Source organism: Zymobacter sp. IVIA_12111.31 C1 (assembly GCF_047495495.1).
GTDB lineage: Bacteria > Pseudomonadota > Gammaproteobacteria > Pseudomonadales > Halomonadaceae > Zymobacter.
Map to the genome: position 1 here is coordinate 1402894 of NZ_CP179930.1, position 25775 is coordinate 1428668.

The following is a 25775-nucleotide window of genomic DNA, read 5'->3' on the forward strand; positions in this document are numbered from 1 at the left end:
ACTAGAATACCGCACTACGGCCCTTCGATCTCGTCGAGCAGGCCTAAGCGGGCATCTCAGTAAACGTTCAGCGGACTGCCTGACTGGCAGCGGCGGCACAGACCGTACAGCTCAATGGTCTGGCGGTGCAGGCGAAACTGCTGCTCTTGAGCCACCTGTTCCAGCATATCGACCAGCCGTGTGTCGTGCAGCTCTTCAACATGCCCACACTGTTCACAGATCATCAGTTGGAACTGTGAGCGGTGATCGGGGCACGAGCAGGCAATGAAAGCGTTCAGCGATTCGATACGGTGAACCAGACCCTGTTCGATCAGGAAGTCCAGCGCACGGTAAACCGTAGGCGGGCGGGCCGCAGCATGTTCATCCGACAGCTGATCCAGCAGATCATAGGCCTTCAGTGCCCCCGGTGCCTTGCTGATCAGCTCGAAGACCCGACGGCGTATGGGGGTGAAGCGGGTTCCACGCTGAAGGCATCGCTGCTCTGCGTTGGCAATCAGCTCGGCTGTAGACGCAGAATGATCACAGTGCTGCATGGCATGTCCTTGACTCTAATAACGCGTTCTCGATGAGATGTTCTCAATGAGAAAGGAGTGTACCCCGTTGGCTGCCTTGATGCATATCATGATTGCCCCAACGCGCAGGTGTGACGGCTTCGGCACGTGTGGCTGGCCGGGGCATAGGATCACTACAAACGCTGTGGACTCAAGACGGGCTTAGCCTATCTGGCCGTGAAAGGCTGTTGGCGTAGATCGAACACGATGACCTTGGCATCCTGCCCATCCTTGAGTACCAGATGGGATTCGTGCTCGATGCAGACGCCGTCTCCTGCATGTACAGGCTGCCCATTGACGCTGATCTGCCCCGTGGCAACGTGCAACCAGATGCAGCGCCCTTCGGCCAGCGGCAGGCTTGCTTTCTGCCCCGGTCCGAACATGCCGATATAGATGCTGACATCCTGCGCGATCATCAATGAGTCATCGCGCCCATCTTCCGATAGGATCAGTGCAAGACGGCCATTCTTCTCGCTTGGGGCGATAACGCGCTGCTGATAGCGAGGTGCGAGGTCGTGCTCGCGCGGAACGATCCATATCTGCAGAAAATGCACTTCGTCATCAGCAGAGGCGTTCATCTCGCTGTGTGTGACGCCTGTGCCAGCACTCATCAGCTGTATCTCACCCGGATAGAGAATCGAGTGGCTGCCCATACCGTCGCGGTGCGCCAGTGCACCTTCCAGTACATAGGTCAGGATTTCCATATCGCGATGCGGATGAGCGCCAAAACCGTGCCCGCCGACCACACGATCGTCATTGATAACCAAAAGATCCGAATAGCCGGGGTGGCGCGGATCAACATACTCTCCGAATGAAAATGTGTGCCACGAGATCAGCCCATCGTGTCGGCTCACGCCACGCTCTTCTGCCTTGCGAACCTTCAACATACCTAGTCACTCTCCGTGTGTGAGGCAGACGGGACAGGGCGCCGTCTGCCGTGCTCTCCTGAGCTTCAGGCTTCACTATAGACGGGATTGCCACATGTGCGGTGAACGGCACGCCGTGGGCTGTGTCTATTAAAGGCAAGGAATTGTTGCCAGCATCTGGTACGTACATTGGGCGGATTCAGCAGGGGATTTCAGATGGCAGCACCAGAAGTGGATACGGCATTGGGACGCATTCGTGGTGGCCGCACGTCAGAAGGTATCGAAGTATTCAAGGGCATTCGCTATGCGGAGCCTCCCACCGGGGCATATCGTTGGCAACCGCCACGCCCGGTAAGGCCGTGGGCCGAGACTCTGGACGCACTTGAGTTCGGGCCCGGCTGCCCTCAACACCCTTATGTGGTCTCCCGAAACGCCCCCCGTGCACCAATGGATGAAGACTGCCTGCGGCTGAACATCTGGCGCCCCGACGGCTGTACCGGCCAGCATCGGCTGCCCGTGATGGTATGGCTACACGGTGGCGGTTTCATTAGTGGTACCTCATCGCCTGCGCGCTATGACGGCAGCGCCTTCGCACGCTCGGGCATCATACTGGTCAGCATTGACTATCGCGTGGGAAGACTGGGCTTTTTTGCGCATCCTGCGCTGGAAGATGACCCGCTGCGAGGCAATTATGGCCTGATGGATCAGATCGAAGCGCTGCGCTGGATTGGTAGTAATATCGGTTTTTTCGGCGGAGATGAGACCAATATCACGCTCTTTGGCGAATCAGCGGGGGCGATGTCGATCATCTCACTACTGACTTCGCGTGCGTCTAAGGGGCTGTTTCATAAAGCGATCATTCAGTCCGGCGGAGGGCGGCACAATCTGGTGCCGGGCAATGACTGGGCCTCTGCCGTGGCGCGTACCCAGGCGCTGGCTCAAAAGCTTGGTGTCTCGATCGATAAGTCGGCGGCATCGCTGGATGCCTTGCGTACCGTGCCCGTTGAGCGCGTCGTCGAAGGGTTGCACATGGGGAACCTGCATGAGCGCCCCGGTTACTGTGCGCCGATGATTGACGGCGTGTTGATTGAGGACGAGCCGCAGACGCTGTTCCAGCGAGGGGCTTTTCATCGCATCCCCCTGCTGATGGGGACGACCAGTGCCGACCTTGGCTTTGCGCCACCGGTTCGCACGCTTGAAGACGCGCTGGCACCGTTTCAGCATGATCGGGCGCTTTATGAGCGTGCTCATGCGCTTTTTTGCCATCTACCACCAGCGCATGTTGCCCAGCAGCTGGCGGCAGACACGCTGATGGCAGAGCCTGCACGTTTCGTTGCTCGCATGGCCCGACGCTACCAGACCCCTGCATGGCTGTATCGCTTTGCCTATGTACCTCAGGCGCTTTCGGATGGGTTATCGGGAGCACCACACGGTGGTGAAATCGAATTCGTCTTCGATACATTGGGCACGCTGCATGCGCCGATGACGGATCGGGATCAAGAGGTTGCCACCCTCATGCACGGTTATTGGACCGCCTTTGCGCGACACGGACAGCCTAATGGCGATGGACGGCCACACTGGGGATGTTTCGAGCCGCGTGAAAACAACATCCTGCATATCGATGAAAGAGGGGTGTCACATACCGCGATGAAAAGCCCTGATCCATGGACGGCGCGCCTTGATCTGGTCGAAGCCTGTGCGGGCGATGCGTATTAACGCAGGGTGCTCCATATTGTAACTATATGAAAGACAATCAAAAAGATTTTGTTATCAGGTGGATACGTGTTTGCATAGACACCGCTCTCAAAGAGCCAACACATCCATTAAAATACTGATAACAAGGATAAATTCATGACTGAGCAACACGCTTCCCACTCATTTGCAAAAGTACTGCGAACCACTGCGCTGGGCAGTCTTGCCATCGCGGGCTTGATCGACGTCACAGCCGCTCACGCCGCAGATACCCGCAAAGTGGCTGAACCCGTTGCCCCGGCGGTCTGTAGTTCTCTGGCAGGTACCTCAACCGATGCTACAGCCGCTATCCAGAAAGCACTGAATGCCTGCCCGGCAGGCAAGGCGGTACGCCTGGCATCCGGTACCTTCCTGAGTGGCCCGATCACTATTCCTACCGGTCGCAGCCTGATCGTCAATAAAGGGGCTGTATTGCGCGCCGTTAACCGTGCGTCGTCTTTCGACAACGGCAGCAAAACGTGCGGTACCCTCAATGGTGACGGTAAAGGTTGTAACCCGCTGATTACCATGAAAGGTGCAAAAAACAGTGGTATCTACGGGGAAGGCATCATCGACGGTCAAGGTGGCGTCAAACTGAGTGACAAAGGCACTACGTGGTGGCAGCTGGCCGCCGATGCCAAAGTGCAGAAAAAGAAACAGAACGCACCGCGTTTGATCCAGATCGACAGTAGCCAGAACATCACGCTGCACAAGATCACGCTGAAGAACTCACCGAACTTCCACGTCGTGTTCAAACAGGGTAACGGTCTGACCGCATGGGGTGTCACCATCAACACGCCCGCTACCGCACGCAACACCGACGGTATTGACCCGATCTCCTCGCAGAACGTGACCGTGGCGCGCAGCAACATCAGCACCGGTGACGACAACGTCGCGATCAAGGCCAACCCGGGCGCAGGTGCTTCGCGCAACATGTCCTTCCTGAACAACACGTTCGGTGCAGGTCATGGCATGTCGATCGGTAGCGAAACTAAGGATGGCGTCTACGACATTCACGTCAACACGCTGACCATGAACGGCACTACCAACGGACTGCGTATCAAGAGCGATAAATCCGCATCGGGTGAAGTGGCGCGCGTCTACTACGATCACGTGACGATGGCCAATGTCAAGAACCAGATCGTGATGGATACCGTTTACGAAAACAAAGCGGGTAGCACCAAGGCCAACTGGCACGATGTCTACTACAACGATGTCCGTTCGACCACTAAAGGGGCTGTTATCCTCAACGGTACCAACGCTTCCAGTACCCTCAAACCGACCATGAAATCGGTCAACCTGGCGGCAGGTACTACCTGGACGCTCAAAAACGCCAGCATCATCAAGTAATGCTTGAAGGGCGCAGTATGGATGCAAACGTCGTCTGCCACCATTGGCAGTGACAGTATGAATGCCTGATCGCCTTGAGCGACCGAGTATCGTGTATTCGCGCCATCTCTTGCTGGATTAAAGGTCTTCTCCTTAATGGGGAAGGCCTTTTTTATGATCCATGCTCATCGCTAGCACGCTTACGGCGATACACATTGAAGGCTTTTTTGCATGCAATCAACATACCGATACGACTCGTATGGCTTTGTGGGGGCGGGCAGCACATTCTTAAGTATTTCTTTATTTTTTGTGCCTGTGTTTGTATAGGTGTCGCTCTTAAAGAGCACTATCTGTATGACGACAAACAATAAAAGGAAACCTAGATGTTTAATAATCCTGCTTGCTACTCTTTCAAAAAATGGCTGCCTTTTGCAGCACTGAGCGGTTTCGCTATTGCGGGACTGATGGATATCAGCGCGGCCCATGCCGCAGACACACGCGACGTCTCCGAACCGACGACGCCTGATGCGTGCACGACGCTGACGGCTGCCGGTACTGACGCCACTTCAACGATTCAAGATGCTCTTAACGCTTGTCCTACCGGTCAGGCCGTGAAGCTGGTCGCAAGCGACAGCAATAGCACATTTCTAAGCGGGCCGATCACGATTCCTTCTGATCGAAGCCTGATCATCGATAAAGGTGCCGTTCTACAGGCCGTCAACAATGCTGCCGCCTTCGACAAGGGCAGCAACACCTGCGGTACGCTTAACAGCGATGGCAAAGGCTGCAACGCGCTCATCACCCTCAAGAATGCCTCTAATAGCGGTATCTACGGTGAAGGCACTATCGACGGGCAGGGTGGTGTCGAGCTGAGCGACAAAGGCACCACGTGGTGGCAGCTGGCCGCAGACGCTAAGACGCAAAAGAACAAACAGAATGCACCGCGTCTGGTTCAGATCGACAACAGCCAGAACATCACGCTGTACAAGATCACGATGAAGAACTCGCCGAACTTCCACGTTGTATTCAAAAAAGGGAACGGCCTGACAGCTTGGGGCGTCACCATTGACACACCGTCTACCGCGCGCAATACCGACGGTATCGACCCGATCTCCTCGCAGAACGTGACCGTAGCCAACAGCAATATCAGTACCGGTGACGACAACGTTGCGGTTAAGGCCAACCCTGACACGGGCGCTTCACGCAATATGTCCTTCCTGAACAACACGTTCGGTGCGGGTCACGGCATGTCGATCGGCAGTGAAACCAAGGACGGTGTCTATGATATTCACGTCAATACACTGACCATGAACGGCACCACCAACGGGCTGCGTATCAAAAGTGACAAGTCTGCCTCGGGCGAAGTCGCGCGTGTCTATTACGATCACGTGACGATGAACGATGTGAAGAACCAGATCGTGATGGATACGGTATACGAGAACAAATCGGGCAGCACTCAAGCCAACTGGCACGATGTCTACTACAACGACATCTGCTCGACGACGAAAGGTGCTGTCATTCTCAACGGCACCAACGCTTCCAGCACGCTGACGCCAACAATGACTGATGTCAATCTCGCGGAAGGAACCACCTGGACGCTGATTAACGCCATCATTACCAAGTAATTATTTCCATCAGGTAAGACTCCGCAAAAACAACAATAATAAAGGCGCGGAAGACAGCCAGAAGATCCCCGAATCTCTGAGCCGCCTGATCAACATGACGTGATGAAAAGGCAATGGCCGCTGGTCATACCTTGTCATCCGTTTTCTCTTCTATCTTTTCAATACTCTATGCCGCATACCCTTAAAAGAAGCATTGGCTCTCCACGGTGGGTTACCCCTAGGCGCACAGCATGCGTGACAGCAATGTCTTGAAGGTCTCGATATGCTGATGAGGAGAAAACTCTGCGTTGATGGCCTTACGGGCGATCAATCCGTCGATCAGTGAAAAGATAAACAGGGTCATTTCATTGGCGTCGATGTCCTGACGAAACTCTCCGGCCACCATGCCTTCCTCGATCAGGGTTGCAATGCCCTGACGCATGGCGCTATCGCTGTTAATGAATGCCTGTCCCAGTTCAGGGTTGCGGGCAGATTCTGCCATTATTTCCAGCCATAAATGATGGGTGACCGGATAGCCGACTTCGCTGATACAGTGGCTCGTCAACTCGCACAGCCGCGTAAGGCATGTGCCTTCATGCGCCGCTTGCTGCGCTGCTAACGCGGATTTCTGCTCTTCAAGAACGATCGCTTCGATCAGCTCATCCTTGCCCTTGAAGTAGGTATACATCGCCCCTTGGCTGATGCCTGCTCGAGTGGCGATATCCCGTACGCTGGTGGCACGGAATCCCTTTTCGGCAAAACAGGCCGCGGCAGCGGTAATCAATTTATGATACGTGTCGGTATGCTTACTCATTCATGGATGCTCAGCCAATGCACGGAATGGCAGCGATTGTAGCGTATCGTCCTACGGGCGGGCCATTATCGCGGTACTTCCAATATGCTGTAGAAGTTTACTGCCTTACACCGATCCCATTCTGGAACCGAGCGTCACCGCCTTGCTGTGAACGAACCTGTCTTGAATCAACAAGGTCATCCGGGGAGAACTACTGTGTATGGGCAACCACCACTTTTTTCTAATTTATAATGATCTAATGAGAAGCACGGCAAGCTCATGTAAGCCTCGCCGTGCTGATCGGTAGGTCATTTGGGGCCGGCGCATTTAAGCTTTTGCACGCTATTCCTGGCCGTCAGTGGTACGTTGCCTCAAGCGCTGACATGGGATAAGTGCTTTGTTGCTATGCTTTTTCGCGATCCTGTGCGGACAGCAACGGCAGGCGTTGCAGCATGCCCTGCAGGTGGACGGCATCCCACGGTAGATGTTCCGCGATCGTCAGTCCGACCGTCTCGGCCTGGCTCGCTGCGGCTTCGACCACATTAAGGATGTCTGCCATCGTCAGCTTGCCTTCGGCCACATTGCCGAATTCATCGCGCGTGCGACCCGGCTTCGCGAACAGCACTGACCGGAAGGTAGCGGGATCAAGCACATCTAAGTCGATATGGATGGCCAGCTGCTTGATACCGTTGTCTTTGATCCACTGAGTGATCGGGGCCGTGTCTTGGCGAAGTACCTCTGGTGCGCATGTGGCCAGCCCGTGCTCTTCAATGAACTGTGCTTCGTAGGGAAGAGGGTGATGAATGCCGGCAATCATCACCTTGCTGGGATCAATGCGATGTGCCACGGCGGAGGTAAGGTCCTCATCACCATGCCCCATCAGTGCTCCCAGTACATGTGCATGCGCGTGCGGGTATTGGGCCGGGGTCTGCACATCGGGGTGAGAGTCGATCCATAGCACACCCAGTGAATCACCGTAGCGTTCGCTCAGCCAAGCAAACGGCGCCAGCGATACCAGACAGTCGCCGCCCAATACGGCTATGGCGTCTGGCTGATGGCGTTCAATCAGTGCGCGGGCCTCGGATTGCTGTTCGACCAGCTGATGGCGTGCCACCATACCGCGTTCTTCAGACAGTGTTTCATCGGAAGGCGCAGGTACGGGCACTTCCTCTACAGGCCCCGTGGTTGGCGGAGCCAGCCACGCCAGTAGCTGAGCGCCCAAAAAGTAGGGAGGATTGTTGCCACCTTGCCACTGGGGAAACAGCAAGCGCAGTGTTTTTTCGGCCGTTGCCATGGGAAATATCCTTACGTAAAGGGCACCCACCGATGCTATGCATCAAGGTAGATATGAAATGATAAAATGAATGAACACTCATTCATTTTATGAAGCCTTGACGCTATGTCAATAGCGAGCCCCCATGGGCGAGAAAGAAGCCTATGGATTTAGGTAGCTGCATCACATATGCCGATCTCTCTGAATATCCAGTGCGTGATGCCATTACGCGCGGATCTAAGCCCCGTCTCCTAATGTAATACTGAAGCTAAAGCACTAGCCTGCGTAATGAGGCAGTGGCATCAGGGCGACGTACTGCCATGATCATTGACTGATACCGTTTGCAGTGTCGCACTTCTCAATCTGGCGAAGGTATTCATCTATCAACGGCATGACCATGCCATCATCAAGCACCCGCGTGATCATCACTCACTGGCGCCGTCGTTCATTCGATGCTCTATTACCGTCTCGGTTGTCACTCTGCTGCTGATGCTGATGATGGATGGAGCTTTCCTCACCTCGGGCTTATATCACTGCAGGTGGCGCTTCAACGAAAAACAGCACAGCCATGAGGCCAGTGCGCATACTATAAATACCAGTCCAAGCTGCTGTACCAGTCCTGCAAGGCCCAGCATCGCTCCAAGCAAGGAATAGTAGGTCAGCCCGAACAGCGCGCCGGCGGCGCCAGCCTGTTCGCGGTAGTGGTACAGGGCTTGGCTTAGCACATTGGGTATCGCGATGCCGTATGCCACAACGACGCCGGCAACAGGTATCAGCACCCAAACGGACGTCTGCAATGCCCAAGCAGTAGGGCCAAATGGCAGGCATCGCGTACTGATTGTGTCGGTGTGATACCAGAAGCCAATCGCTTTTTGTTCAGCAGACTGCCTACCAGCGAGGCCAGTGCCAACAGTAGCCCGGTCCAGCCAAATGCGTTGGCACTCCACCCCAGCTGTTCGAACAGAAACGGTGCCAGGCTGTAATAGCTGAACAGCATCGCGTTGAACAGAGCAATCAGCAGGGCATCACGCCATAGATGGCCATCTCTAAGCATACGTGCAGTCAAGGGGCCTAGGCGTGGTCGGGTAATCGACGCGGGGCGTGTTTCAGGTAGAAGAAGAGCGGTCAGTGTCAGCAGCAAGATCGCTAATAGCAGCAACAGTATGAATACGCCCTTATGCCCCCAGTGGCTGACCAGCCAGCCCCCGCTCAACAGGCCCAAAACAGGGCTTATGGACAGCGCTGCGCCCATGATTGAGAACACGCGCGCCAGTGCCGTCGATGCGTAGCCGTCTCGCAGCATCGTCTGGACCACGACCGAGCCTGACGCTGCCCCTAGTGCGGAGATCATGCGGGCTAGCATCAGGATCTGGAAGTCGGCTGTTGCCACGGCCAGCAGGGCACCAGTGCCATAGCAGATCAAACCATAGAAAGCAGCAGGGCGACGCCCAATGCGGTCGCTCAGGTATCCCCACAGCGCGACTCCTGCAGCGAAGGCCACGAAGTAGACCGACAGCGTCTGTGCGGCCTGTTCAGTACTTACGCTGAATGTGAGCGCAATATCGGGCAGCGCAGGGCTATAAAGGGTTTCTACCAACTGCGGAAACATGATCAGTAGTGTCATGAGCCACAATGGTGGGCGGTGGGAACATTCATAGCAGCGTCTCAAGCGAATGAAAGCGGCCATTATTGTTGAAAGGGATATGTCTGATTACAATCATCAGGACTTTCAATCGTTATTATCGGACTAGTTGCCTTGAAAATTGCCGCTGATGCCGCATTCAACCCCGACGGCTTCGACGTGCCGGTCATCGGTATCGCTGCCGACATGGGGGCCCATAATTCTGGGCAACACCGTCATCTTCGTCACCAGCTGCTTTTTTCAGCGGCCGGCAGCATCACGATCGAACTGGACAGCACGCTGTGTTTGCTTCCACCGCGTCGGGCGGCCTGGATCCCCGCTGGTACGCCTCATCGCGCCATGATGCGCGGCGTCATGGCCTATCGTTCGCTGTATTTTCTGGACATTGCGCCTTTATCTGCATTGCCGTTGCAGATTGTCGAAGTGAATCCGCTGCTTTTCGAGATCATCGAACGGATGGCTTTCTGGCCGTGGGAAATGTCGGCTGACCAACAGGCCAGTCTCCTCACCGTATTCTGCGAGGAGATGCAGGCTGCGCGCAGTGAAGATTGGCAGCTACGGTTTCCTGCCGACGCGCGTTTGAGCGCATGGTTGGAGAGGGTGCGGAACGGCGAGCTGCCTCCCCGTTTGAATCTCTTGGCTAAGCAGGTAGGTGCCTGTGAACGTACGATCAGTCGGATATTCATCAGTGAGACAGGAATGAACTACCAGAGCTGGCGGCAGCAGTGGCGCCTGCTGAGGTCAATGGAAATGCTAGCTGACGGGCAGCGAATCAGCCATATCGCGCCGCAGCTGGAATTCGCGAGCGACAGCGCTTTCATTACATTCTTCCGCCAGCAGACAGGTACCACACCTACCCGTTATCTACTGAAGGATCGCTGACGGCACGGGTACCTGGGCTTTTTCCCCGTGCTCTTCTCTCACGTCTTGTATATGCCTTTCCGGCAGCCATCGGACAGACGCTTTGAGTGAGTAAGGCTTCCCGTAGGTATTTCTCTACGCTGAGTCAGCGGCAAATGATGTACCAGCAGTGCCTTCTCGAAGAGGCATAGAAAGGCACTGCGGCTCTTTGTTTTTTTGTTTGAATCTTGAAGCATCCGTGACGGTAATCACGGGCGTGCCTCTAGACGTTAATCGTGCCTTTGATGCAGGTGAGGGCATGACCGCCTACAGAGATGGCATCTTCGGTAATGGAAAGAGAGAGGTGTCCGTCACGCCCCAGACATCGTCCCTGTGTTGATGTCAGCAGCCCATCCTCGGGGATGCTGATAGCGTGATGACGAATGAACGCTGCCACGGCACCGTTACCGCTGCCGCATACCGGATCTTCATTCACGCCGCAGGCGGGAGCGAACGAGCGCACTTCTATTCGGGATGCATCAGCGTAGAACCCGAACAGCGTTACGCCGGTTTCATCGAGATCCCTATGAAGCTCCCCCAGCTCGGCAAACGCGGGCTTGCTCTCCAGTAAGGTATGAGCATTGCGTGCCTGAGCCACGATCCAGCGCGGCCCAACATCGACCAGCGCTGGCCGATAGGTACGGTCGATCGGGCACTGCAACAAGCGTTCCAGCTGCTCGATGTGTTCATCGTTCAAGGGCGTAATCGTTAGTGGGGGGAGCTCAAAAGCGATGCGAAGACCTTCGTTTTCCGGTGTGACCTGCAACGGTATTAGCCCCGCAGCGCATTCCTGTATTAATTTGCCTTCGCGAGGTGCAATGCGTTGAGCCTCGATCAGCGCATGGGCGGTGCCGATGGTGGGGTGCCCTGCAAAGGGCAGTTCACTTTGAGGAGTGAAGATGCGTACCCTGTAATCGGCTTCAGGATGCTCTGGGGGCAGAACGAATGTGGTTTCGGACAGGTTCGTCCACTGCGCTATGGCTTGCATCTGTTCGCTCGAAAGCGCACTGGCGTCCATGATGACGGCCACCGGGTTACCCTTGAAAGGTCGGGTGGTAAAGACATCTACTTGCTTGAAATCTATGGCATGCATATATCACCTCAACAGCATCAGTGGATGGGAAGCCCATGCGCATAAGCTATGACAGGCAGCGTATACGCTTCATGCGTTAGGATACAGATACAAAATCACCCATTTTCAATGGGTACAGTTGCATCCTTTCTCCTGCGTCTCCACACTGTCCGTCGCTACGCCTCTGTATCTGCTCGCCGTGAGTGACAGGCAGCAAAAGTGCCGAAGGCGAACAAGGGTGAGGAGGCATATCATGTATATGTACGAAACTATTGCCGATACGCTGGCGCGCTCAATCGAACGTGGTCAGCTGCCTGCAGGTACACGGCTGGCTTCTATTCGGGACTATGCACGCACCCACGGCGTCAGCCTCAACTCGGTGAAATCCGCTTATCAGCTGTTGGAAGACAAAGGGTTGATTACAGCGCGCACTCGCTCTGGCTACTTTGTCTGCGATAGCTTGCCTGCCTTGCAGTACCGTTCTCCGATAGAGGCTATCACCGATCATCAGCAGGCCTTCGTTCATTTTCGCTCAGAGGTCGATCGGCTGTTGGCTGCACTGTTGAATAAGCGGCAGCAGGGGACATGCATCGATCTGGCGCTGGCGTGTCCCGTGGGGGAAAAGTTCTATCCCACTCAGCGCCTGAAAACGATCATGACAAAGTGGCTGCGCGAATCGAATGTGCTCTCCCGCTATGCGCTGCCGCCGGGGTCGCTCACGCTGCGCACCCAGATTGCTCGGCGAGGGCTGCAACTGGGTATGGCACTTGATGCGGAACGTATCCTGTTGACGCACGGTGCCATGGAAGCGCTGAGCCTAGCCGTTCAGGCAGCCACTCAACTAGGTGATGCCGTTGGCATCGAAACCCCGACGTTCTATTCACTGTACCCGCTGCTGGAGAGTCTTGGGCGCCGCATCGTCAGCCTGCCAACCCATCCTCAGCATGGGCTATGCCTTGATACGCTGCCGTCGATTATTGAGCAGCAAGCGCTCAAGGCCATCATTACCATCCCGACCGGCCATAATCCCTTGGGCTTTACAGTGCCGGTATCTGCCCGTCGCCAGCTGGTTGATATAGCGCACCGTTATCAGCTTGCCATCATTGAAGATGCTCTTTATGCCGAGCTGCAGTTGGGGGACCAGCAGGTTCCCAACATTAAGGCGTTTGATAGAGAAGGTTGGGTAATGGTGTGCGCAAGCTATGGTAAGACGCTTGCACCCGATTTTCGGATCGGCTGGCTGGAAGCGGGGCGCTTCACGCATCAGGCCCAGCAGCTCAAGTTCGCAACGACCGTAGCGGAACCGCTGTCGATATCGGAAACAGTGGGCATTTTTCTCGAAAACGGGGGCTATGATGCCCACTTGCGCCAGCTTCGGCGGCGCTATGATCGACAAATTGCCATGCTGAGGGCACTGATTGCGGATAGCTTTCCGATCGGCACGCGGGTCAGTCAGCCACAAGCTGGGTTTATTCTTTGGGTGGAGCTTCCCGAGGGCATAGATGCGCTGGCGCTGTGTGAAGCGGCGCTGAAAGAGGACATTCTGTGCATGCCGGGCGCGCTCTGTGCCCGCAATCCCTCGTTCAATCACTGCCTACGCATGGCCGCCTGCGTCGAAATGACGGACACTTATCAGAACAGTGTGCGAAGGCTAGGAGCGCTGGCCGCCGCCCAGCGGATATGAATAGAAGCCGTTCGCTCTGGCAAGGGTTGGGTTTAGGGCTACAGGGATTTTGACGCGGCGTGAGCTTCTGCCAAGTAGGGTGCTATTGGCCATGCGCGGCTCTTTCCCAAGGATGGACACCCTTACATTGCATCAAATACCATTGACACAGGCAACATTATATATTGTCATAGGACTATCATGATATCAGGTAAAACCGCTGGTGAAATATTCGAGCAGATCCGGCTCGCCATCCAATCGGGTGCGCTTCACGCAAACGATACGCTGCCACCGGTAAGAGAGTTGGCCACTACGCTTGACGTAAATCGGAACACCGTGGCACTGGCCTATAAGCGGCTGGTTGCGGCAGGCATCGCGGAATCCAAGGGGCGCAACGGCACCGTCATTCGCTCAATCGCGCACGATGCGCCACAGGAAGGAACGCCACCAGGGCTGGCGCTGACCGATCTAGCGGGGGGGAACCCTTCGACATCGTTGCTGCCTGATCTTCGAAAAGTGCTGGGACGCATCTGCGCGACACCTCGCCTGTATGGCGAGCCCCCCGTAGAGGCCGCCTTAGAAGAATACGGCAGGGCATGGTTAGGGCAGGATATCGACACTGGCTTTGACTTGACGCTTAGCAATGGCGCCGTGGACGGCGTCGAACGGATTCTTTCCAGCCATCTCATCAAGGGTGATCGGGTGGCGGTGGAAGACCCTTGCTTTCTGAGCAGCATCAATACGCTCAAGAACAACCGTCTGGTTCCCGTGGCGGTGCCCATAGACGAAGAAGGAATGTGCGCCGACGCTTTGTCCAGCGCACTGGCTCGAGGCGTTCAGGCCATCATCATTACGCCAAGAGCGCACAACCCGACAGGCTGGAGCCTGAGTGCTGCACGTGCGGAACAGATTCGTGCGCTGTTGGCGCAGTACCCGCAGGTACTGGTCATCATTGACGATCATTTTTCGCTGCTTTCGGACAACCGATATCAGCATGTCATTCCGCAGGAAACTCAGCGTTGGGTGTTGATTCGTTCGACGTCCAAATTCCTCGGGCCTGACATGCGACTGGCCTTCATTGCCAGTGACACCGATACCGCCCAGCGACTGGCGCTGCGATTGAATGCGGGCAGCAGTTGGGTAAGCCACATTTTGCAGGATATCGTGCTGGCAAGCCTGCAAGCAGACGACTTCGATGCCTCTATTGCATCCACTCGTGAAACGTACCGCATGCGGCGCGAGACACTGGTGAGTCTGCTCAAGGCAGACGGCATTCCATTGTCCGATAGCCATGATGGGCTGAATGTCTGGGTACCACTGCCCAGAGAGAGCACACCGGTTGTGATGGCGCTGGCCAAGTACGGCTGGCTGGTACGCGAAGGCGAAATCTTTGCCTTGAAGCAGGCATCCCACGGCGTGCGCATCACCGTATCGGATATGTCGGAAACCGACGCCACGACCTTTGCCAAGACGCTAGCTCAACTGCTAACACCTTATTTTCACTCGTCATGAGTGTTTGACACTGCTTCGGCAGAGAATGCGTACAGATAAAGAGGATCCCCCATGCGCCTACATTTCGTCATTCATGAAGCCTTTGAAGCACCGGGGGCCTACGCGCTCTGGGCAGAGCAGCGTCATCACTGCGTCAGCCATTCGCGCGTCTATCTGAACGAACCTTTGCCGACGACCGTAGACGATATCGACATTCTGATCGTCATGGGTGGCCCACAGTGCCCTGCAACGACGATAGCTGAATGCGCGCATTTCGACGCGCGGGCTGAACAAGCCCTGATTGCCAAGGCCGTTCAGGCAGGCAAGATCGTTCTTGGCATCTGCTTGGGGTCACAGCTGATAGGAGAAGCACTGGGCGCCTCCTTCGATCATAGCCCCGAAAAGGAAATCGGTAAGTTCCCGATCACATTGACTGAGGCTGGACAGGCGCACGAACTGTTCGCTCATTTTGGCAGCCCATTGGACGTAGGGCACTGGCATGGTGACATGCCGGGTCTGACCTCGGAAGCCGAGCTGATCGCCTACAGCGAAGGCTGCCCACGCCAGATCGTGGCCTACAGTGATCGTGTCTTCGGTTTCCAATGCCATATGGAACTGACACCGGATGTTGTCGAATTACTGATTGCGCATTCGGAAGAAGAACTGTGCCTTGCAGAGACTCACCGCTTCATTGAGACGCCAGCACAGCTGCGCGCCCACGACTACAGCGGTATGAACCAGAAGCTGTACACCTTCTTGGACAAGCTTGCAGCTCGCTACGACAAGCCGGCGGCTTGATCCGCTGCTTTTATTCATTCGACCTGCCAGACCGCCTAATCAAGGCGGTTTGGCAGGTCGAAAAGAAAAACCATGTTCAGAAAGGGCACTTTTGTTAAGCACCGGTCGAGACACACTCGCGGCCACATCACCACGCCAATCTAACACGCCAGAATCATTCTCCTGACTCGTTCCCAGCGGTAGTCACTGCAGCGGAAACGCTCCTGCATCACGGCATAAATGATCGACAGCGCATTCTTTCTAATGGCTATTTCAATGATTACGTTTCGTTCAGCTAGTCCAAGGCAATAATGGCATTTTATCAGTCTACCAATAGGTAGCATCAGGCTTGGGATGGCTGAAAAGAATGACGATAAGAGGGGATCAGGACGAAAAAATGCCTTTCTGCTGACTTTGCGATAAGCACCAGAAAGGCATCTCGATGAATAAACCGGCTAGCTGCCTCGCAGCGTTCCGCTTAAGGCTATCGTTTTTGTCACATGGCAATGAGCATCAGCCAAACATGCAGAAGTGAATGATCGAACGTGCGGCAATGCCCACAACGATGCCGGGCAACGCGTAGCGCATCAAGCGCGCGAAGCGATGTGATATTGCCAAGAATATGCCCATGCCTGCCAAATCGAATGTTTGAATGAGCAGCCCGGCCGATGCATTCAGCTGTGCCACGCTGATCCTTCCGCTGTGCACCATTTCGCTGATAACACTGAAATAGGCGGTACCACCGGCAAGGCATTTGGTGAAAGCGGGCAGAACATAGCTGTCGGGCAGCGATAGACTGCGAAGTAGGGGAGCTATGGCCCATTCAATGAAGTTAACCAATCCTGCGGCCTGCAGAAGGCCTACGATCACCAGTGAGATTGTCAGCATGGGAATAGCGGCAAACGACATCCTGATGGCATCGCGTCCTGCATCACTGATGATGGTGATCACGCTTTTGGGTCTGACATCATCATAGGGAAGTGATAGCTTTTCAGCATCCTGATCGTGTATCCGCTGGGTCGACAGCTGACGTCCGCAGAGATACCAAGTGAACGACGATGCTACAACGCCGCCAACGAACGAGGCGATCATCGCCACTCCCCAGTTCAGCCCCAAAGGTACTAAAGCCAGAAAGACGTTGCCTTGTCCCATCGCCATCAGCATGGCCAGTGTGGCCGCCATACTGCGATCCGAGGTGCCTTTCTTTTCCATCAGCGTCAGCGTCGCCAAGGGAGCCGCGAAACTGATGAAGGACATCTGGATCGCCGCAAAAGCGGCCATGCCCGTGATGCCGAATGGTGCCAGTACCGGCGTGATTTTGGTGATGATCCAGCCGATGACGCCTTTTTCTTCCAGATAGCTCATTACTACGAGCATGACGACCATGATGGGAATCAAGGTATAGAGCGCAATGTCTACAGATGCCTTGCCTGCCGACATCATTATGCTGATCACATCCACCGTTAACCTACTCCCGCTTGTTATTGTGTTGATTCAGTGGTTATTCGGGCCACTTTCTGACAGCGGCGGCCCGAATAATTCACGCATTAAAGCAGCTTCTATCACCCAATACAGCAGTGGTCAGTACAGCAGCGGAATGATGGCTTCCAGCTGTGCTGCCGCAGGCGCATCTAGCGGACGCAATGGCAGCGGTAGATTGTCTACGGCCGTCAGCCCCAGCATGCTGGCAAGCGTTGCCGTGACGCGAAGATCGCCGTACTGCTCGAAAAGCGACCAAAGCGGTGCCAAGGTATCCGAAGCGGCCGTCAACTGTTCATGCTGACCTGACCGTGCCATTTCCACCATCTCCTGGCACATGCGCGGGAAAAGGCCGCCCAACACCGAAAACCAGACATCGCAGCCTGCATTCAGGCCCGGGGCAACGCGGATGTCATGACTGATACCGATCGCCACGTGATCTGGAATAAACTGGCGGAGGCGGGCAATACGCTCAGTTGCCAGTCGTTCATCAGCAGGAATGCTGGGAACGCCCGGCAGCTTGATGGCAGCAACGTTAGGCAACTGTGCAAGGCGGGCATGCAACTCATCACTGAATACGAACTGCGTCGTAGACGGCGTATCGTAAATGCACAGCGGTACCGAGATGTTGCTGCAGACGGTCTTGTACAGCGCCCAGACTTCCTCTTCACGAAGTTTCTGGTATGAGACCGGTGCCAATAGCAGCGCCTTTGCGCCTACTTTCTGCGCATCTTCGGCCAGCTCAAGCACCTGGCGAGTACGAACGGCACCGATGCTGGTGATTAACGGAACACCATCAGCGGCATCGACCGCTAGTTCCAGCACGCGCTTGCGTTCTTCGCGAGACAGATAGGCATAGTTGCCCGTCGATCCCATTACACCCATAGAATCGACCTTGGCGTCAGCCAGCCGCTGAATCAGCTTCGAAAAAGAGGATTCATCAATGCGTTGCTCGTTCATGGGTGTTAGCACGAACGAGCTCAGACCGGTGAAGATGGACATGTGAAGAGAGCTCCTTAAATTTCCTGTTTCATATTAATCTTTGTCATATGACAAAGATTGGGCCAAACGAGTGTAGCACCGAGGCGGATTGGAAATAAAGGCTGGCGATGGTGAAAAAGACGCTAGGTACTGGGGAGCTGTCGAGGTTTAGATGGGTTCGCATAATATATATTATGTTAAAAATGGGAATGTAAAGGCATAGTAGATATAGAGTTGGCGTTCGTACCAAACAGCTAACCGCTTAGCGTGATTCAGCCATGCAAAAATGCGTTGCTACTGTCCTTGCCCCGGCGTGCTATCGCAGCCTGATGCCTTTAACGACACAGGCTTATCGACAACGCTCGTAGCCATAGGCCTTATCAGCATGCATTTTGTTTGGGCAGTGCCGAGGGCGAGCGCTATCGTGTATGTTCGCCCCAGAAAAACACCACCAACGGTACACCATTGCCATCCGTCAGCAGATGACGCTTGCACCCAAGGCGCCCTCTACCGGTGGGACTGGGGCCTACGGCAGCCCCCCCCCTTTTTCACCTTTACAGATGAATCACCCACGCAGGCGCGCTCCCAGTCGATGCGATCTGCCAAATACAAGCGTTGTAACAGCTTAAACGCCAGCCTAATGTCACTCTTTCAAACGTCGCCAATAGGTAGGGCCGGAGCCAAAGCCTAAAGAGGTAGGCAGATGTCGCTAAGGAATCCCCTGTCATCAGTACGAACAAGATGCCAGACAGCGCCTGTCAGTCAGATACACGAGGTCCTCCGCAAGGGTCTGGCGTGTGCTCGAGGAGAATAGGTTGGATGATATACCAGAGTTCGTTAGGAAGTAGTGACTATACGGTGAGACTTTTGGGCAACATGGGTTTTCTCAAGGGGGGGGGGAACACCTTCTAAATCAGTTGGCACTTATCTTCTAGACTTTCATTGAAATTCCAGAGGAATCAAGCTATATAAATTTGACTAGGATCAATATCCATCTTAAGTGGTACGTTGGGTGCTGACGCGAACAGCTATGTAATGAATTACGGCTGACAACAACATTTCTACACCGTGTAATAACGATCTTCTGATGCGCTTTAACCTATGGCTTTGTTCTCTACTAATATAATAACTGACAGCCAGTTATCAACTAAAAAAAGGATGATTATAATGTATTTGAGAAAGCTAACAATCCGTAATTTCAGAAGACTACACGATGTTGTTATAGATCTTGCATCAGATATTTCAATTTTTGTAGGAGCGAATAACAGCGGTAAGACTTCAGTCGGTCATGCACTTCAACTATTCACCGGTAAAGGCCGGTTCAATATTCATGACTTCAACGCAGAACTTTGGACTGATATTGTCAGATTTGGAGAAGGGGCGAATGCTGTATCAATACCTTCACTGGAAGTTGATATTTGGTTTGAAGTAACATCGAATGATGTTCATCGTGTAGTCGATCTTCTCCCCAGCTTATCGTGGTCTGGTTCTCTGGTTGGAATGCGCGTTGCTTTTGCCCCTAACAATCCTGAAGAAATCCGTTCGCGTTTCCTCGCAGTACGTCAGCTTGCCATCGATGCCACACCTAAAGATGAAAATGGAACTTCCAAATACGATCCTTCACCTCGTAATCTGTGGGAATATCTTCGCGATAGTCTCTATGATGAATATGAACTCCGCTATTTTGTTCTCGATCCAACACGTTTCAATGAGGAAATGATATCTGAGGAAGACTATAAACCTACTCCACTCACCGGTAGTGATCGAAGTGGTCGCGAAATACTGAATAGCCTTATACAAATCAATTTCTTGAATGCTCAGCGCCATCTTTCAGATGGTGCCGGAGGCTCCCGTTCGGAAGACCTGTCTCGTGTTCTCAGCCGTTTTTACGGACGAAATCTTGAACAAAAAGGTGAAGATTACGAAGCATTAAGTGCTTTAGCTGAGTCTGAATCAGCTTTCAATCAGCATCTTGAACGTGTTTTTGCACCTACGCTGAAAAGTCTGGCAAAACTCGGATACCCTGGACTTTCAAACCCACGCATGATGATTCGCTCTGCCTTAGACCCTGCGCAGATCATGAATAACCAAAATGGGGCCGTTATACATTACGCGCTGGGGGGAGATGACGGTAATCCTACACCGCCAACACTACCCGATAGCTATAACGGACTTGGTTTTAAAAACCTGATCTTTATGGTTGTTGAATTACTTGACATCCACAATCAATGGTTAGCAATAGAAGAGAATCGACCGCCAGTTCACCTAATCTTTATCGAAGAGCCAGAAGCTCATCTCCATGCACAGTTACAGCAGGCTTTTATACGCAAGATAATGGATATTCTTACCATGGAGAGTGAGGAACTTGTGCATTACACCACTCAAGTGGTGGTTACTTCCCATTCTACTCATATTCTTTATGAACGCGGTTTTCGGCCGATCCGTTACTTTCGCCGAAAGCGTTCATCAAATATGTCAGCAACAGATGTGCTCAATCTCTCTGTTTTTTATGCTAATACTGACTCTGAAATTCGAGACTTTCTTGAGCGTTATTTGAAATTGACTCATTGTGATTTGTTTTTTGCCGACGGGGCTGTGCTTGTAGAAGGTAATGTTGAGCGGTTACTGCTACCGCAAATGATTGCTACCGCCGCACCAAGATTAAAATCCTCTTACCTTACAGTCCTCGAAATTGGCGGTGCTTTTGGTTATCGATTCCAAACGCTCATTGAATATCTAGGGCTTACCACACTCATTATTACTGATTTAGATAGTGTGTTTTGTACACCTCCAATACAAGATGAAATAGGCGCTCGAACAGAAAAGTTAGACAGCCTTACAGAAATTCCAGCTGTAAACGATGACGGTGAGGAACCTGACGATGATGAGGAAGAGCAGTCCAATACAGCGACACCGGGAAAAGCTTGCCTTGCTGGTTATCCTGGAGCTATGACCTCCAACCAGACACTTCGGCAGTGGCTACCTAAATGTGACACCGTTGCTGCTTTATGGGAAGCAACGGAGGAAATGAAAATACAAAGCCGTACAACTGAATGTGATGCTTTGGTTCGTGTGGCTTATCAGTGCCAGACAAATGTTACATGGAAAGAGGAAACCCTAGCACTTGCAGGTCGTACTTTGGAGGAAGCTTTTGCACTTGAAAATCTGTCCTGGTGTCAGGATGTGAGCTGCAAGCTACTCAAGCTGCGTATTGCTAAAGCGATAAGTATGGATTTGAGGTCTCTGGCCGAGAAAATTCACAAGCGCGTGCAATCAAAAAGCTTCAGTAAAACTGATTTTGCCCTGAATTTACTTCTTAAAAAACCGGATGAATGGACTGTCCCAGCATACATTGCTGAAGGATTAAAATGGCTTGAAGCTGAAATAGCCCCATCGGAACTAGAAGCTGCAGAAGCTCAGGAAGAGGATGTTGAGATGTCCGTCGTTCTGGCTGAAACAGATGGTGGGAGGGTTGCATGACTAGTCGCATTGGTAGCCCTGATACACAGGCAGATATTGATGTTTGTGCTTGTCTGGATAGCTCGCCACCGCGTTCATTTGTCATGGTGGCTGGTGCTGGTTCAGGTAAGACAACGTCTCTCATTAAAGCCTTGGCACATTTGGCTGATACCCGTGGTTCTGTTTTACGTCGTGCCGGGCAAAAAATATCCTGTATAACGTATACAGAAGTAGCTGTTGGTGAGATTGCCGCTGACGTTGGTAACTCACAGTTATTTCATATTTCAACCATTCACAGCTTTCTTTGGTCGGTCATCCGACCTTTTCATTTAGATATCGCAAACTGGGTCGTAGCGCGAATACATGAAAAAATAGCTGAAAAGCAAGCCCGTTATGATAGACCCAAAACACAAGCTAAAACAAAATCTCGTCTTGAAGATGAAATTGCCCATCTCTCTGCTCAACTTGAGTGCATTGATGATGTTGATAAATTTATCTACGGGACAGGAAGTAACTATGCTAGGGGTATTCTAGGGCACGATGATATTCTTAAACTCGTACCTGCTTGTGTTGAGGCTCATCCACTTTTGAGAAGGATTGTGGCCAAGCGCTTTCCATTTATTTTTGTCGATGAAAGTCAGGATACCGATCCTAATGTGATCTCCGCACTTCGAAATATTGCTAATGACAATCCTGACATGTGCATAGGATTTTTTGGTGATCCGATGCAGAAGATCTATATGAGCGGAAATGGTGCCATTCCGTTAAGTGATGGGTGGTCTGAAATTACAAAACCAGAGAATTTCAGATGTCCGACGTCTGTACTTGATGTTATCAATTCGATTCGCGCTTCTGGGGATGGTCTCCAACAAATTCGTGGCCGAACAACTATCGTAAATGGCACAGAACAAACTGTATCAGGCACTGTGAATCTTTTCATTTTGCCTTCAAATGTTGAACGAAGTGCCTATCTCACATCTGTCAGAAGTTACCTTGCAAATGAAACTAACGATGAACAATGGTTAAGTGATACACGCGAAGGTGATGTTCGTCTTCTTGTTTTAGTACATCGTATGGCAGCTAATCGACTGGGCTTCCCTAATTTATTTGCTGCTCTTACTGATAAAGCACCGACGAGCTTGAGTGAAGGGGTGAAAGATGGGTCAGCTTGGCCGCTTCGCCCATTTGTCCAGCATATCCTTCCAATTTTTGCTGCGGCTCAGAAAAACGATCAATTTCAGATTATGTCGATTATGCGTAGCGAGTGCCCAAAGCTGGAGCTATCACGACTAAATGGTCAAATTATGGTGGCGGTTTTAAATGAACTACAACAAGGCATCAATGGCCTGCTTGCACAGCTGGAAGAAGGATCGCAAGCAACTGTTCGGGATATATTGTTACACGTTAGAGACTGTGAACTGCTACGTCTTGACGATCGTTTTCATAATCATTTAAGTGATGAGCCGGTGAACGATGGTAATGATGACTTCGAGAATGTTCAGAACTTTCTAAAATGCAAAGTCCCAGAACTTTGGGCATATCGCCACTACCTTTCAGAGGAATCACCTTTTGCCACTCATCATGGTGTAAAAGGTGCACAGTTCGAGCGCGTATTAGTTGTTATTGATGATGAAGAGGCTCGCTTCAACCAATATTCTTATGGGAAATATTTTCAGTACATTCCCCTATCCAACAACGATCTAGCCAATATTGAAGAAGGTAAAGAGTCAGTACTTGATCGTACTCGTCGCCTTTTTTATGTATGCTGCTCCCGTGCACTGAAAGGCTTGGCTGTTGTCATCTTTGTTCCAGATGTCGCCGCCGCTCAAGCGGCTATCATTGCGCAAAATTTATTCCCTGCATCGGTAATTCTAGGGGCGCACGATCTAGGTTAGCGCGAATTATATATACGGCTAATATTATCAAAAGTAAAACTAATGGCGGCCCGAATGAAGCGATCGTGTCATGGTGTATCCCTGATGAGTATGTGCTTGAAGTACTATTATAACGGCTGGTCATAGATGAAATGCGGCAGAAAGCGGCTAGAATCCCGTGTAATCAAGCTGTTATCTTCGCGAATACTGATCCCCGCGGCACGATCCCCCACGACCCATGATCCGATCAAGGTGTAGCTGTCACCAAAGCGTGGCAGCGGGGCCAGTTCTTGCAGAATCCACGGGGAATCGGTGTAAGGCCCTTCTGCGGCAACGCACACACCATCGCTTGTTTGAAGCGTGACATTCGCTCCCTCGCGGGAGAGATAAGGCTTGCGTACCCACCCTGCCGGAACCGGTGACTCCGGCGAGCCATCGGTATATGACGGCAGCAGGTTGGGATGGTTGGGAGCCATTTCCCAGAGAATCGGCAGGATTCCTTTGTTAGAAAGGATCGCTTTCCAAGCCGGCTCGAAGAACTGGGTACTGGAAGCAGGCACCGCCTTGCCAAACGGTTCGGCGAAGATGAACTCCCACGGGTGAAGCTTGAACAACCGTTTGATGGGGTGTTCATCAAGATCGACGAAGACGCCTTCTGCCGTCAGCCCGATATCTTCCACATCAATATGGCGGGTCTGGATACCCGCCTGCTCTGCCATTCGACGCAGGAATTCGGTAGTGCCACGATCTTCAGCTGATGTGCCGATAGCCGCAAAATAAAAAGGCAATTGCGTGTCGGGTAGCTCGGCGAAGCGTTCTGCCAAGTACTGGGCAACGAGGTTGAACTGGTCGGCATCGCTGGGCAGCACGCCCTGTGCAATGCGTTGCTCCAGCCAGACAAGCTGAAAGGCGGCGCTTTCCAGCAGGCTGGTCGGAGTGTCGTAGTTCAGTTCCAGTAGTTTGGGGGCCTGCGTGCCATCGAAGGAAAAGTCCATGCGGCCATACAGGTGAGGGTCACGCCGGGCCCATGAGGCTTTAATCATGCTGTGGAAGCGAGCAGGAATCTGAAGTTGTTCCAGCAGATGATCGCTATTCACGACCCGCTCGACCGCGGCAAGGCATACGTCATGGATGGACTGCGTTGCGGTGTCGAGCACGTCGATTTGGGCATTGCTGAAGCGGTAACAGGCCTGCTCATCCCAATAACGTTCACCGTCAATCGTATGAAAATCGAAGCCCATGGCATGGGCAGTCTGTTGCCAATCAGGTCTCTCTTCTAGCGTGATGCGCTGCATAGTTTTCTTCTCCTGCCTGTTGCTGCGTGCAGGCATTCCCCCATGAGAGCGAGGGCGCGCCGAAAGACGTTGGCGTCCTCACAATGCTTTTCTTAGCTGCCGTGGCTGCTACTGTGGCCACTCCATCCCCCGCGTGCGGAAGATTGGCTGCCGAAGCCGCCCCGCGATGTGGAGGATGATGCAGCATGGCGACTCAGTCCCGAGCTTGAAGATGAAGAACGTAGGGACTGACCCAGCGTGCTGGGGCGATGGTAGTAGTCGCTGCCATAGCGCTGCGACTGTCGAGACTGCGAATAGTGCTGCCCTCGTTCAACCTGCTCTCCCAGCGTTGATGAACGCATACCGCCGCCACTATAACGGGAAGCGGAATAGCTGCTACCACTGTAACTGCTACTGGTCGATGTATTCGGCTGCGGCTGCACGGCAGGATCGCGGACCAGATATGTTGGTTGAGCAGGCCCATACAGTAGCGTACCTTGCATGCCGCTCTTCAGCAGATAGCCCAGCAGGATACCTTCCAGCAGTTGGCTATCGTTGGCGTGTCCTGATGCAGCGGCTTCCTGTTTAGCCTGCTTGACCTGTGCTTCGCTCAGCTCGCCTTCCACATTCAGGGCGAAACCGTTCATTCGGGGACGCCAGAGAGTCTGTTCCTCTGACGCTGGCGTGGTCGCTGCTACCGTCTTCGCCTCGCAGTAATCGGGAACGAAATCGTCCTCGCACGCCTGCTTGGAGTCATATTCAGGGGTAGTGCGCTCATAGTCGTTGCGTGCACTGATGAACGCGCTGGCACAGATATTCGTTGAAAATCCAGCCTGAGCGCACTCCGCTACTGATGGAAAGTTCATCGTCTTGCTGAGCGTATAGGTATCCGGGGCCGAGCCACCGCAGCCTGCCAGCATTAATGGCAGTGTGCCGGCCAGAACCAGCCCCACCTGACTTCTTCTTCTCATTGCATTCAATCCCTGTGGTCGGCGTCTGTTCATCGGCTGAAAAGC

20 protein-coding genes and 1 pseudogene are annotated in these 25775 nt (G+C 53.2%); 9 read left to right on the forward strand and 12 right to left on the reverse strand.

The features are described 5' to 3' along the window. Positions 1-56: 56 nt before the first annotated feature. Positions 57-533 (reverse strand): transcriptional repressor, encoded by a 477-nt coding sequence (locus tag ACMHYW_RS06295; protein WP_051524009.1) that lies wholly within the window; start codon positions 531-533, stop codon positions 57-59. A gap of 185 nt (positions 534-718) precedes the next feature. After that, on the reverse strand, positions 719-1438 hold the full coding sequence (locus tag ACMHYW_RS06300) for a pirin family protein (RefSeq protein ID WP_414501371.1): 720 nt from the start codon (positions 1436-1438) through the stop codon (positions 719-721). Between the two features lie 195 nt (positions 1439-1633). On the opposite strand from ACMHYW_RS06300, the gene ACMHYW_RS06305 reads away from it, so the two are divergent. The 3 genes from ACMHYW_RS06305 (at position 1634) to ACMHYW_RS06315 (ending at position 6102) form a co-directional block, all read left to right on the forward strand. Further along, positions 1634-3133, forward strand: coding sequence for a carboxylesterase/lipase family protein (locus ACMHYW_RS06305; RefSeq protein WP_414501372.1), 1500 nt, complete (start codon positions 1634-1636; stop codon positions 3131-3133). A 135-nt stretch (positions 3134-3268) separates the two neighbouring features. After that, the gene (locus ACMHYW_RS06310; RefSeq protein WP_414501373.1) at positions 3269-4498 is read left to right on the forward strand and encodes a glycoside hydrolase family 28 protein; all 1230 of its coding nucleotides are present in this window, start codon (positions 3269-3271) and stop codon (positions 4496-4498) included. Positions 4499-4860: 362 nt separating this feature from the next. After that, a complete protein-coding gene (locus ACMHYW_RS06315) occupies positions 4861-6102 on the forward strand; it encodes a glycoside hydrolase family 28 protein (protein ID WP_414501374.1) in 1242 nt (413 codons plus the stop codon). Positions 6103-6319: 217 nt separating this feature from the next. On the opposite strand, the gene ACMHYW_RS06320 is transcribed toward ACMHYW_RS06315, so the two are convergent. The 4 genes from ACMHYW_RS06320 to ACMHYW_RS06335 all read right to left on the reverse strand — a co-directional run bounded on the left by ACMHYW_RS06320 (position 6320) and on the right by ACMHYW_RS06335 (position 9771). After that, positions 6320-6895, reverse strand: coding sequence for a TetR/AcrR family transcriptional regulator (locus tag ACMHYW_RS06320; RefSeq protein ID WP_414501375.1), 576 nt, complete (start codon positions 6893-6895; stop codon positions 6320-6322). Positions 6896-7277: 382 nt separating this feature from the next. Beyond that, positions 7278-8168: an arginase family protein gene (locus ACMHYW_RS06325; protein ID WP_414501376.1), complete on the reverse strand. Its 891-nt coding sequence runs from the start codon at positions 8166-8168 to the stop codon at positions 7278-7280. A gap of 509 nt (positions 8169-8677) precedes the next feature. After that, on the reverse strand, positions 8678-8926 hold the full coding sequence (locus ACMHYW_RS06330) for a hypothetical protein (RefSeq protein ID WP_414501377.1): 249 nt from the start codon (positions 8924-8926) through the stop codon (positions 8678-8680). Next, a complete protein-coding gene (locus ACMHYW_RS06335; protein WP_414501378.1) occupies positions 8920-9771 on the reverse strand; it encodes an MFS transporter in 852 nt (283 codons plus the stop codon). The genes ACMHYW_RS06330 and ACMHYW_RS06335 overlap by 7 nt, the downstream gene beginning before the upstream one ends. 132 nt (positions 9772-9903) lie before the next feature. Between ACMHYW_RS06335 and ACMHYW_RS06340 the strand changes: the two genes are divergently transcribed. Further along, entirely contained in the window at positions 9904-10671 is a 768-nt protein-coding gene (locus ACMHYW_RS06340) for an AraC family transcriptional regulator (protein ID WP_414501379.1), read from the forward strand. A gap of 241 nt (positions 10672-10912) precedes the next feature. Here the strand turns inward: ACMHYW_RS06340 and ACMHYW_RS06345 are convergent, their stop codons facing one another. Further along, entirely contained in the window at positions 10913-11782 is an 870-nt protein-coding gene (locus ACMHYW_RS06345) for a PhzF family phenazine biosynthesis protein (RefSeq protein WP_414501380.1), read from the reverse strand. Between the two features lie 232 nt (positions 11783-12014). Here ACMHYW_RS06345 and ACMHYW_RS06350 point away from each other — a divergent pair, with 232 nt between their 5' ends. From ACMHYW_RS06350 to ACMHYW_RS06360, 3 genes are all read left to right on the forward strand, one after another. Continuing rightward, positions 12015-13445 carry a PLP-dependent aminotransferase family protein gene (locus ACMHYW_RS06350; protein WP_414501381.1) on the forward strand — a complete coding sequence of 477 codons (1431 nt, stop codon included), beginning with the start codon at positions 12015-12017 and terminating at the stop codon, positions 13443-13445. Between the two features lie 180 nt (positions 13446-13625). Beyond that, entirely contained in the window at positions 13626-14936 is a 1311-nt protein-coding gene (gene ptsJ, locus ACMHYW_RS06355) for a transcriptional regulator PtsJ (protein WP_414501382.1), read from the forward strand. A 51-nt stretch (positions 14937-14987) separates the two neighbouring features. Then, positions 14988-15713, forward strand: a complete 726-nt coding sequence (locus tag ACMHYW_RS06360) for a type 1 glutamine amidotransferase (protein WP_414501383.1) — start codon at positions 14988-14990, stop codon at positions 15711-15713. A 492-nt stretch (positions 15714-16205) separates the two neighbouring features. On the opposite strand, the gene ACMHYW_RS06365 is transcribed toward ACMHYW_RS06360, so the two are convergent. The 3 genes and pseudogenes from ACMHYW_RS06365 to ACMHYW_RS06375 form a co-directional block, all read right to left on the reverse strand. After that, positions 16206-17147 carry a nucleoside recognition domain-containing protein gene (locus tag ACMHYW_RS06365; RefSeq protein WP_414501384.1) on the reverse strand — a complete coding sequence of 314 codons (942 nt, stop codon included), beginning with the start codon at positions 17145-17147 and terminating at the stop codon, positions 16206-16208. A gap of 126 nt (positions 17148-17273) precedes the next feature. After that, complete coding sequence (locus ACMHYW_RS06370; protein WP_414501385.1) at positions 17274-18173, reverse strand: dihydrodipicolinate synthase family protein; 900 nt, start codon at positions 18171-18173, stop codon at positions 17274-17276. A gap of 171 nt (positions 18174-18344) precedes the next feature. After that, positions 18345-18976, reverse strand: a pseudogene (locus ACMHYW_RS06375) (IS5/IS1182 family transposase). Between the two features lie 277 nt (positions 18977-19253). On the opposite strand from ACMHYW_RS06375, the gene ACMHYW_RS06380 reads away from it, so the two are divergent. Together ACMHYW_RS06380 and ACMHYW_RS06385 are read left to right on the forward strand one after the other, a co-directional pair. Continuing rightward, entirely contained in the window at positions 19254-21632 is a 2379-nt protein-coding gene (locus ACMHYW_RS06380) for an ATP-dependent nuclease (RefSeq protein WP_414501386.1), read from the forward strand. After that, a complete protein-coding gene (locus tag ACMHYW_RS06385) occupies positions 21629-23506 on the forward strand; it encodes a UvrD-helicase domain-containing protein (protein ID WP_414501387.1) in 1878 nt (625 codons plus the stop codon). Before ACMHYW_RS06380 ends, ACMHYW_RS06385 begins: the two co-directional genes overlap by 4 nt. Before the next feature lie 107 nt (positions 23507-23613). Here ACMHYW_RS06385 and ACMHYW_RS06390 read toward each other — a convergent pair whose 3' ends face one another. Continuing rightward, positions 23614-24780, reverse strand: a complete 1167-nt coding sequence (locus ACMHYW_RS06390) for a glutathionylspermidine synthase family protein (protein WP_414501388.1) — start codon at positions 24778-24780, stop codon at positions 23614-23616. A gap of 92 nt (positions 24781-24872) precedes the next feature. Continuing rightward, the gene (locus ACMHYW_RS06395; protein WP_414501389.1) at positions 24873-25730 is read right to left on the reverse strand and encodes a DUF1190 domain-containing protein; all 858 of its coding nucleotides are present in this window, start codon (positions 25728-25730) and stop codon (positions 24873-24875) included. Positions 25731-25775: the final 45 nt, after the last annotated feature.

Coding starts and splice junctions, on each gene's coding strand:
- ACMHYW_RS06295 (WP_051524009.1), bottom strand. CDS start 533: ATGCAGCACTGTGATCATTCTGCGTCTACAGCCGAGCTGATTGCCAAC.
- ACMHYW_RS06300 (WP_414501371.1), bottom strand. CDS start 1,438: ATGTTGAAGGTTCGCAAGGCAGAAGAGCGTGGCGTGAGCCGACACGAT.
- ACMHYW_RS06305 (WP_414501372.1), top strand. CDS start 1,634: ATGGCAGCACCAGAAGTGGATACGGCATTGGGACGCATTCGTGGTGGC.
- ACMHYW_RS06310 (WP_414501373.1), top strand. CDS start 3,269: ATGACTGAGCAACACGCTTCCCACTCATTTGCAAAAGTACTGCGAACC.
- ACMHYW_RS06315 (WP_414501374.1), top strand. CDS start 4,861: ATGTTTAATAATCCTGCTTGCTACTCTTTCAAAAAATGGCTGCCTTTT.
- ACMHYW_RS06320 (WP_414501375.1), bottom strand. CDS start 6,895: ATGAGTAAGCATACCGACACGTATCATAAATTGATTACCGCTGCCGCG.
- ACMHYW_RS06325 (WP_414501376.1), bottom strand. CDS start 8,168: ATGGCAACGGCCGAAAAAACACTGCGCTTGCTGTTTCCCCAGTGGCAA.
- ACMHYW_RS06335 (WP_414501378.1), bottom strand. CDS start 9,771: ATGACACTACTGATCATGTTTCCGCAGTTGGTAGAAACCCTTTATAGC.
- ACMHYW_RS06345 (WP_414501380.1), bottom strand. CDS start 11,782: ATGCATGCCATAGATTTCAAGCAAGTAGATGTCTTTACCACCCGACCT.
- ACMHYW_RS06350 (WP_414501381.1), top strand. CDS start 12,015: ATGTATATGTACGAAACTATTGCCGATACGCTGGCGCGCTCAATCGAA.
- ptsJ (WP_414501382.1), top strand. CDS start 13,626: ATGATATCAGGTAAAACCGCTGGTGAAATATTCGAGCAGATCCGGCTC.
- ACMHYW_RS06360 (WP_414501383.1), top strand. CDS start 14,988: ATGCGCCTACATTTCGTCATTCATGAAGCCTTTGAAGCACCGGGGGCC.
- ACMHYW_RS06370 (WP_414501385.1), bottom strand. CDS start 18,173: ATGTCCATCTTCACCGGTCTGAGCTCGTTCGTGCTAACACCCATGAAC.
- ACMHYW_RS06380 (WP_414501386.1), top strand. CDS start 19,254: ATGGCTTTGTTCTCTACTAATATAATAACTGACAGCCAGTTATCAACT.
- ACMHYW_RS06385 (WP_414501387.1), top strand. CDS start 21,629: ATGACTAGTCGCATTGGTAGCCCTGATACACAGGCAGATATTGATGTT.
- ACMHYW_RS06390 (WP_414501388.1), bottom strand. CDS start 24,780: ATGCAGCGCATCACGCTAGAAGAGAGACCTGATTGGCAACAGACTGCC.
- ACMHYW_RS06395 (WP_414501389.1), bottom strand. CDS start 25,730: ATGAGAAGAAGAAGTCAGGTGGGGCTGGTTCTGGCCGGCACACTGCCA.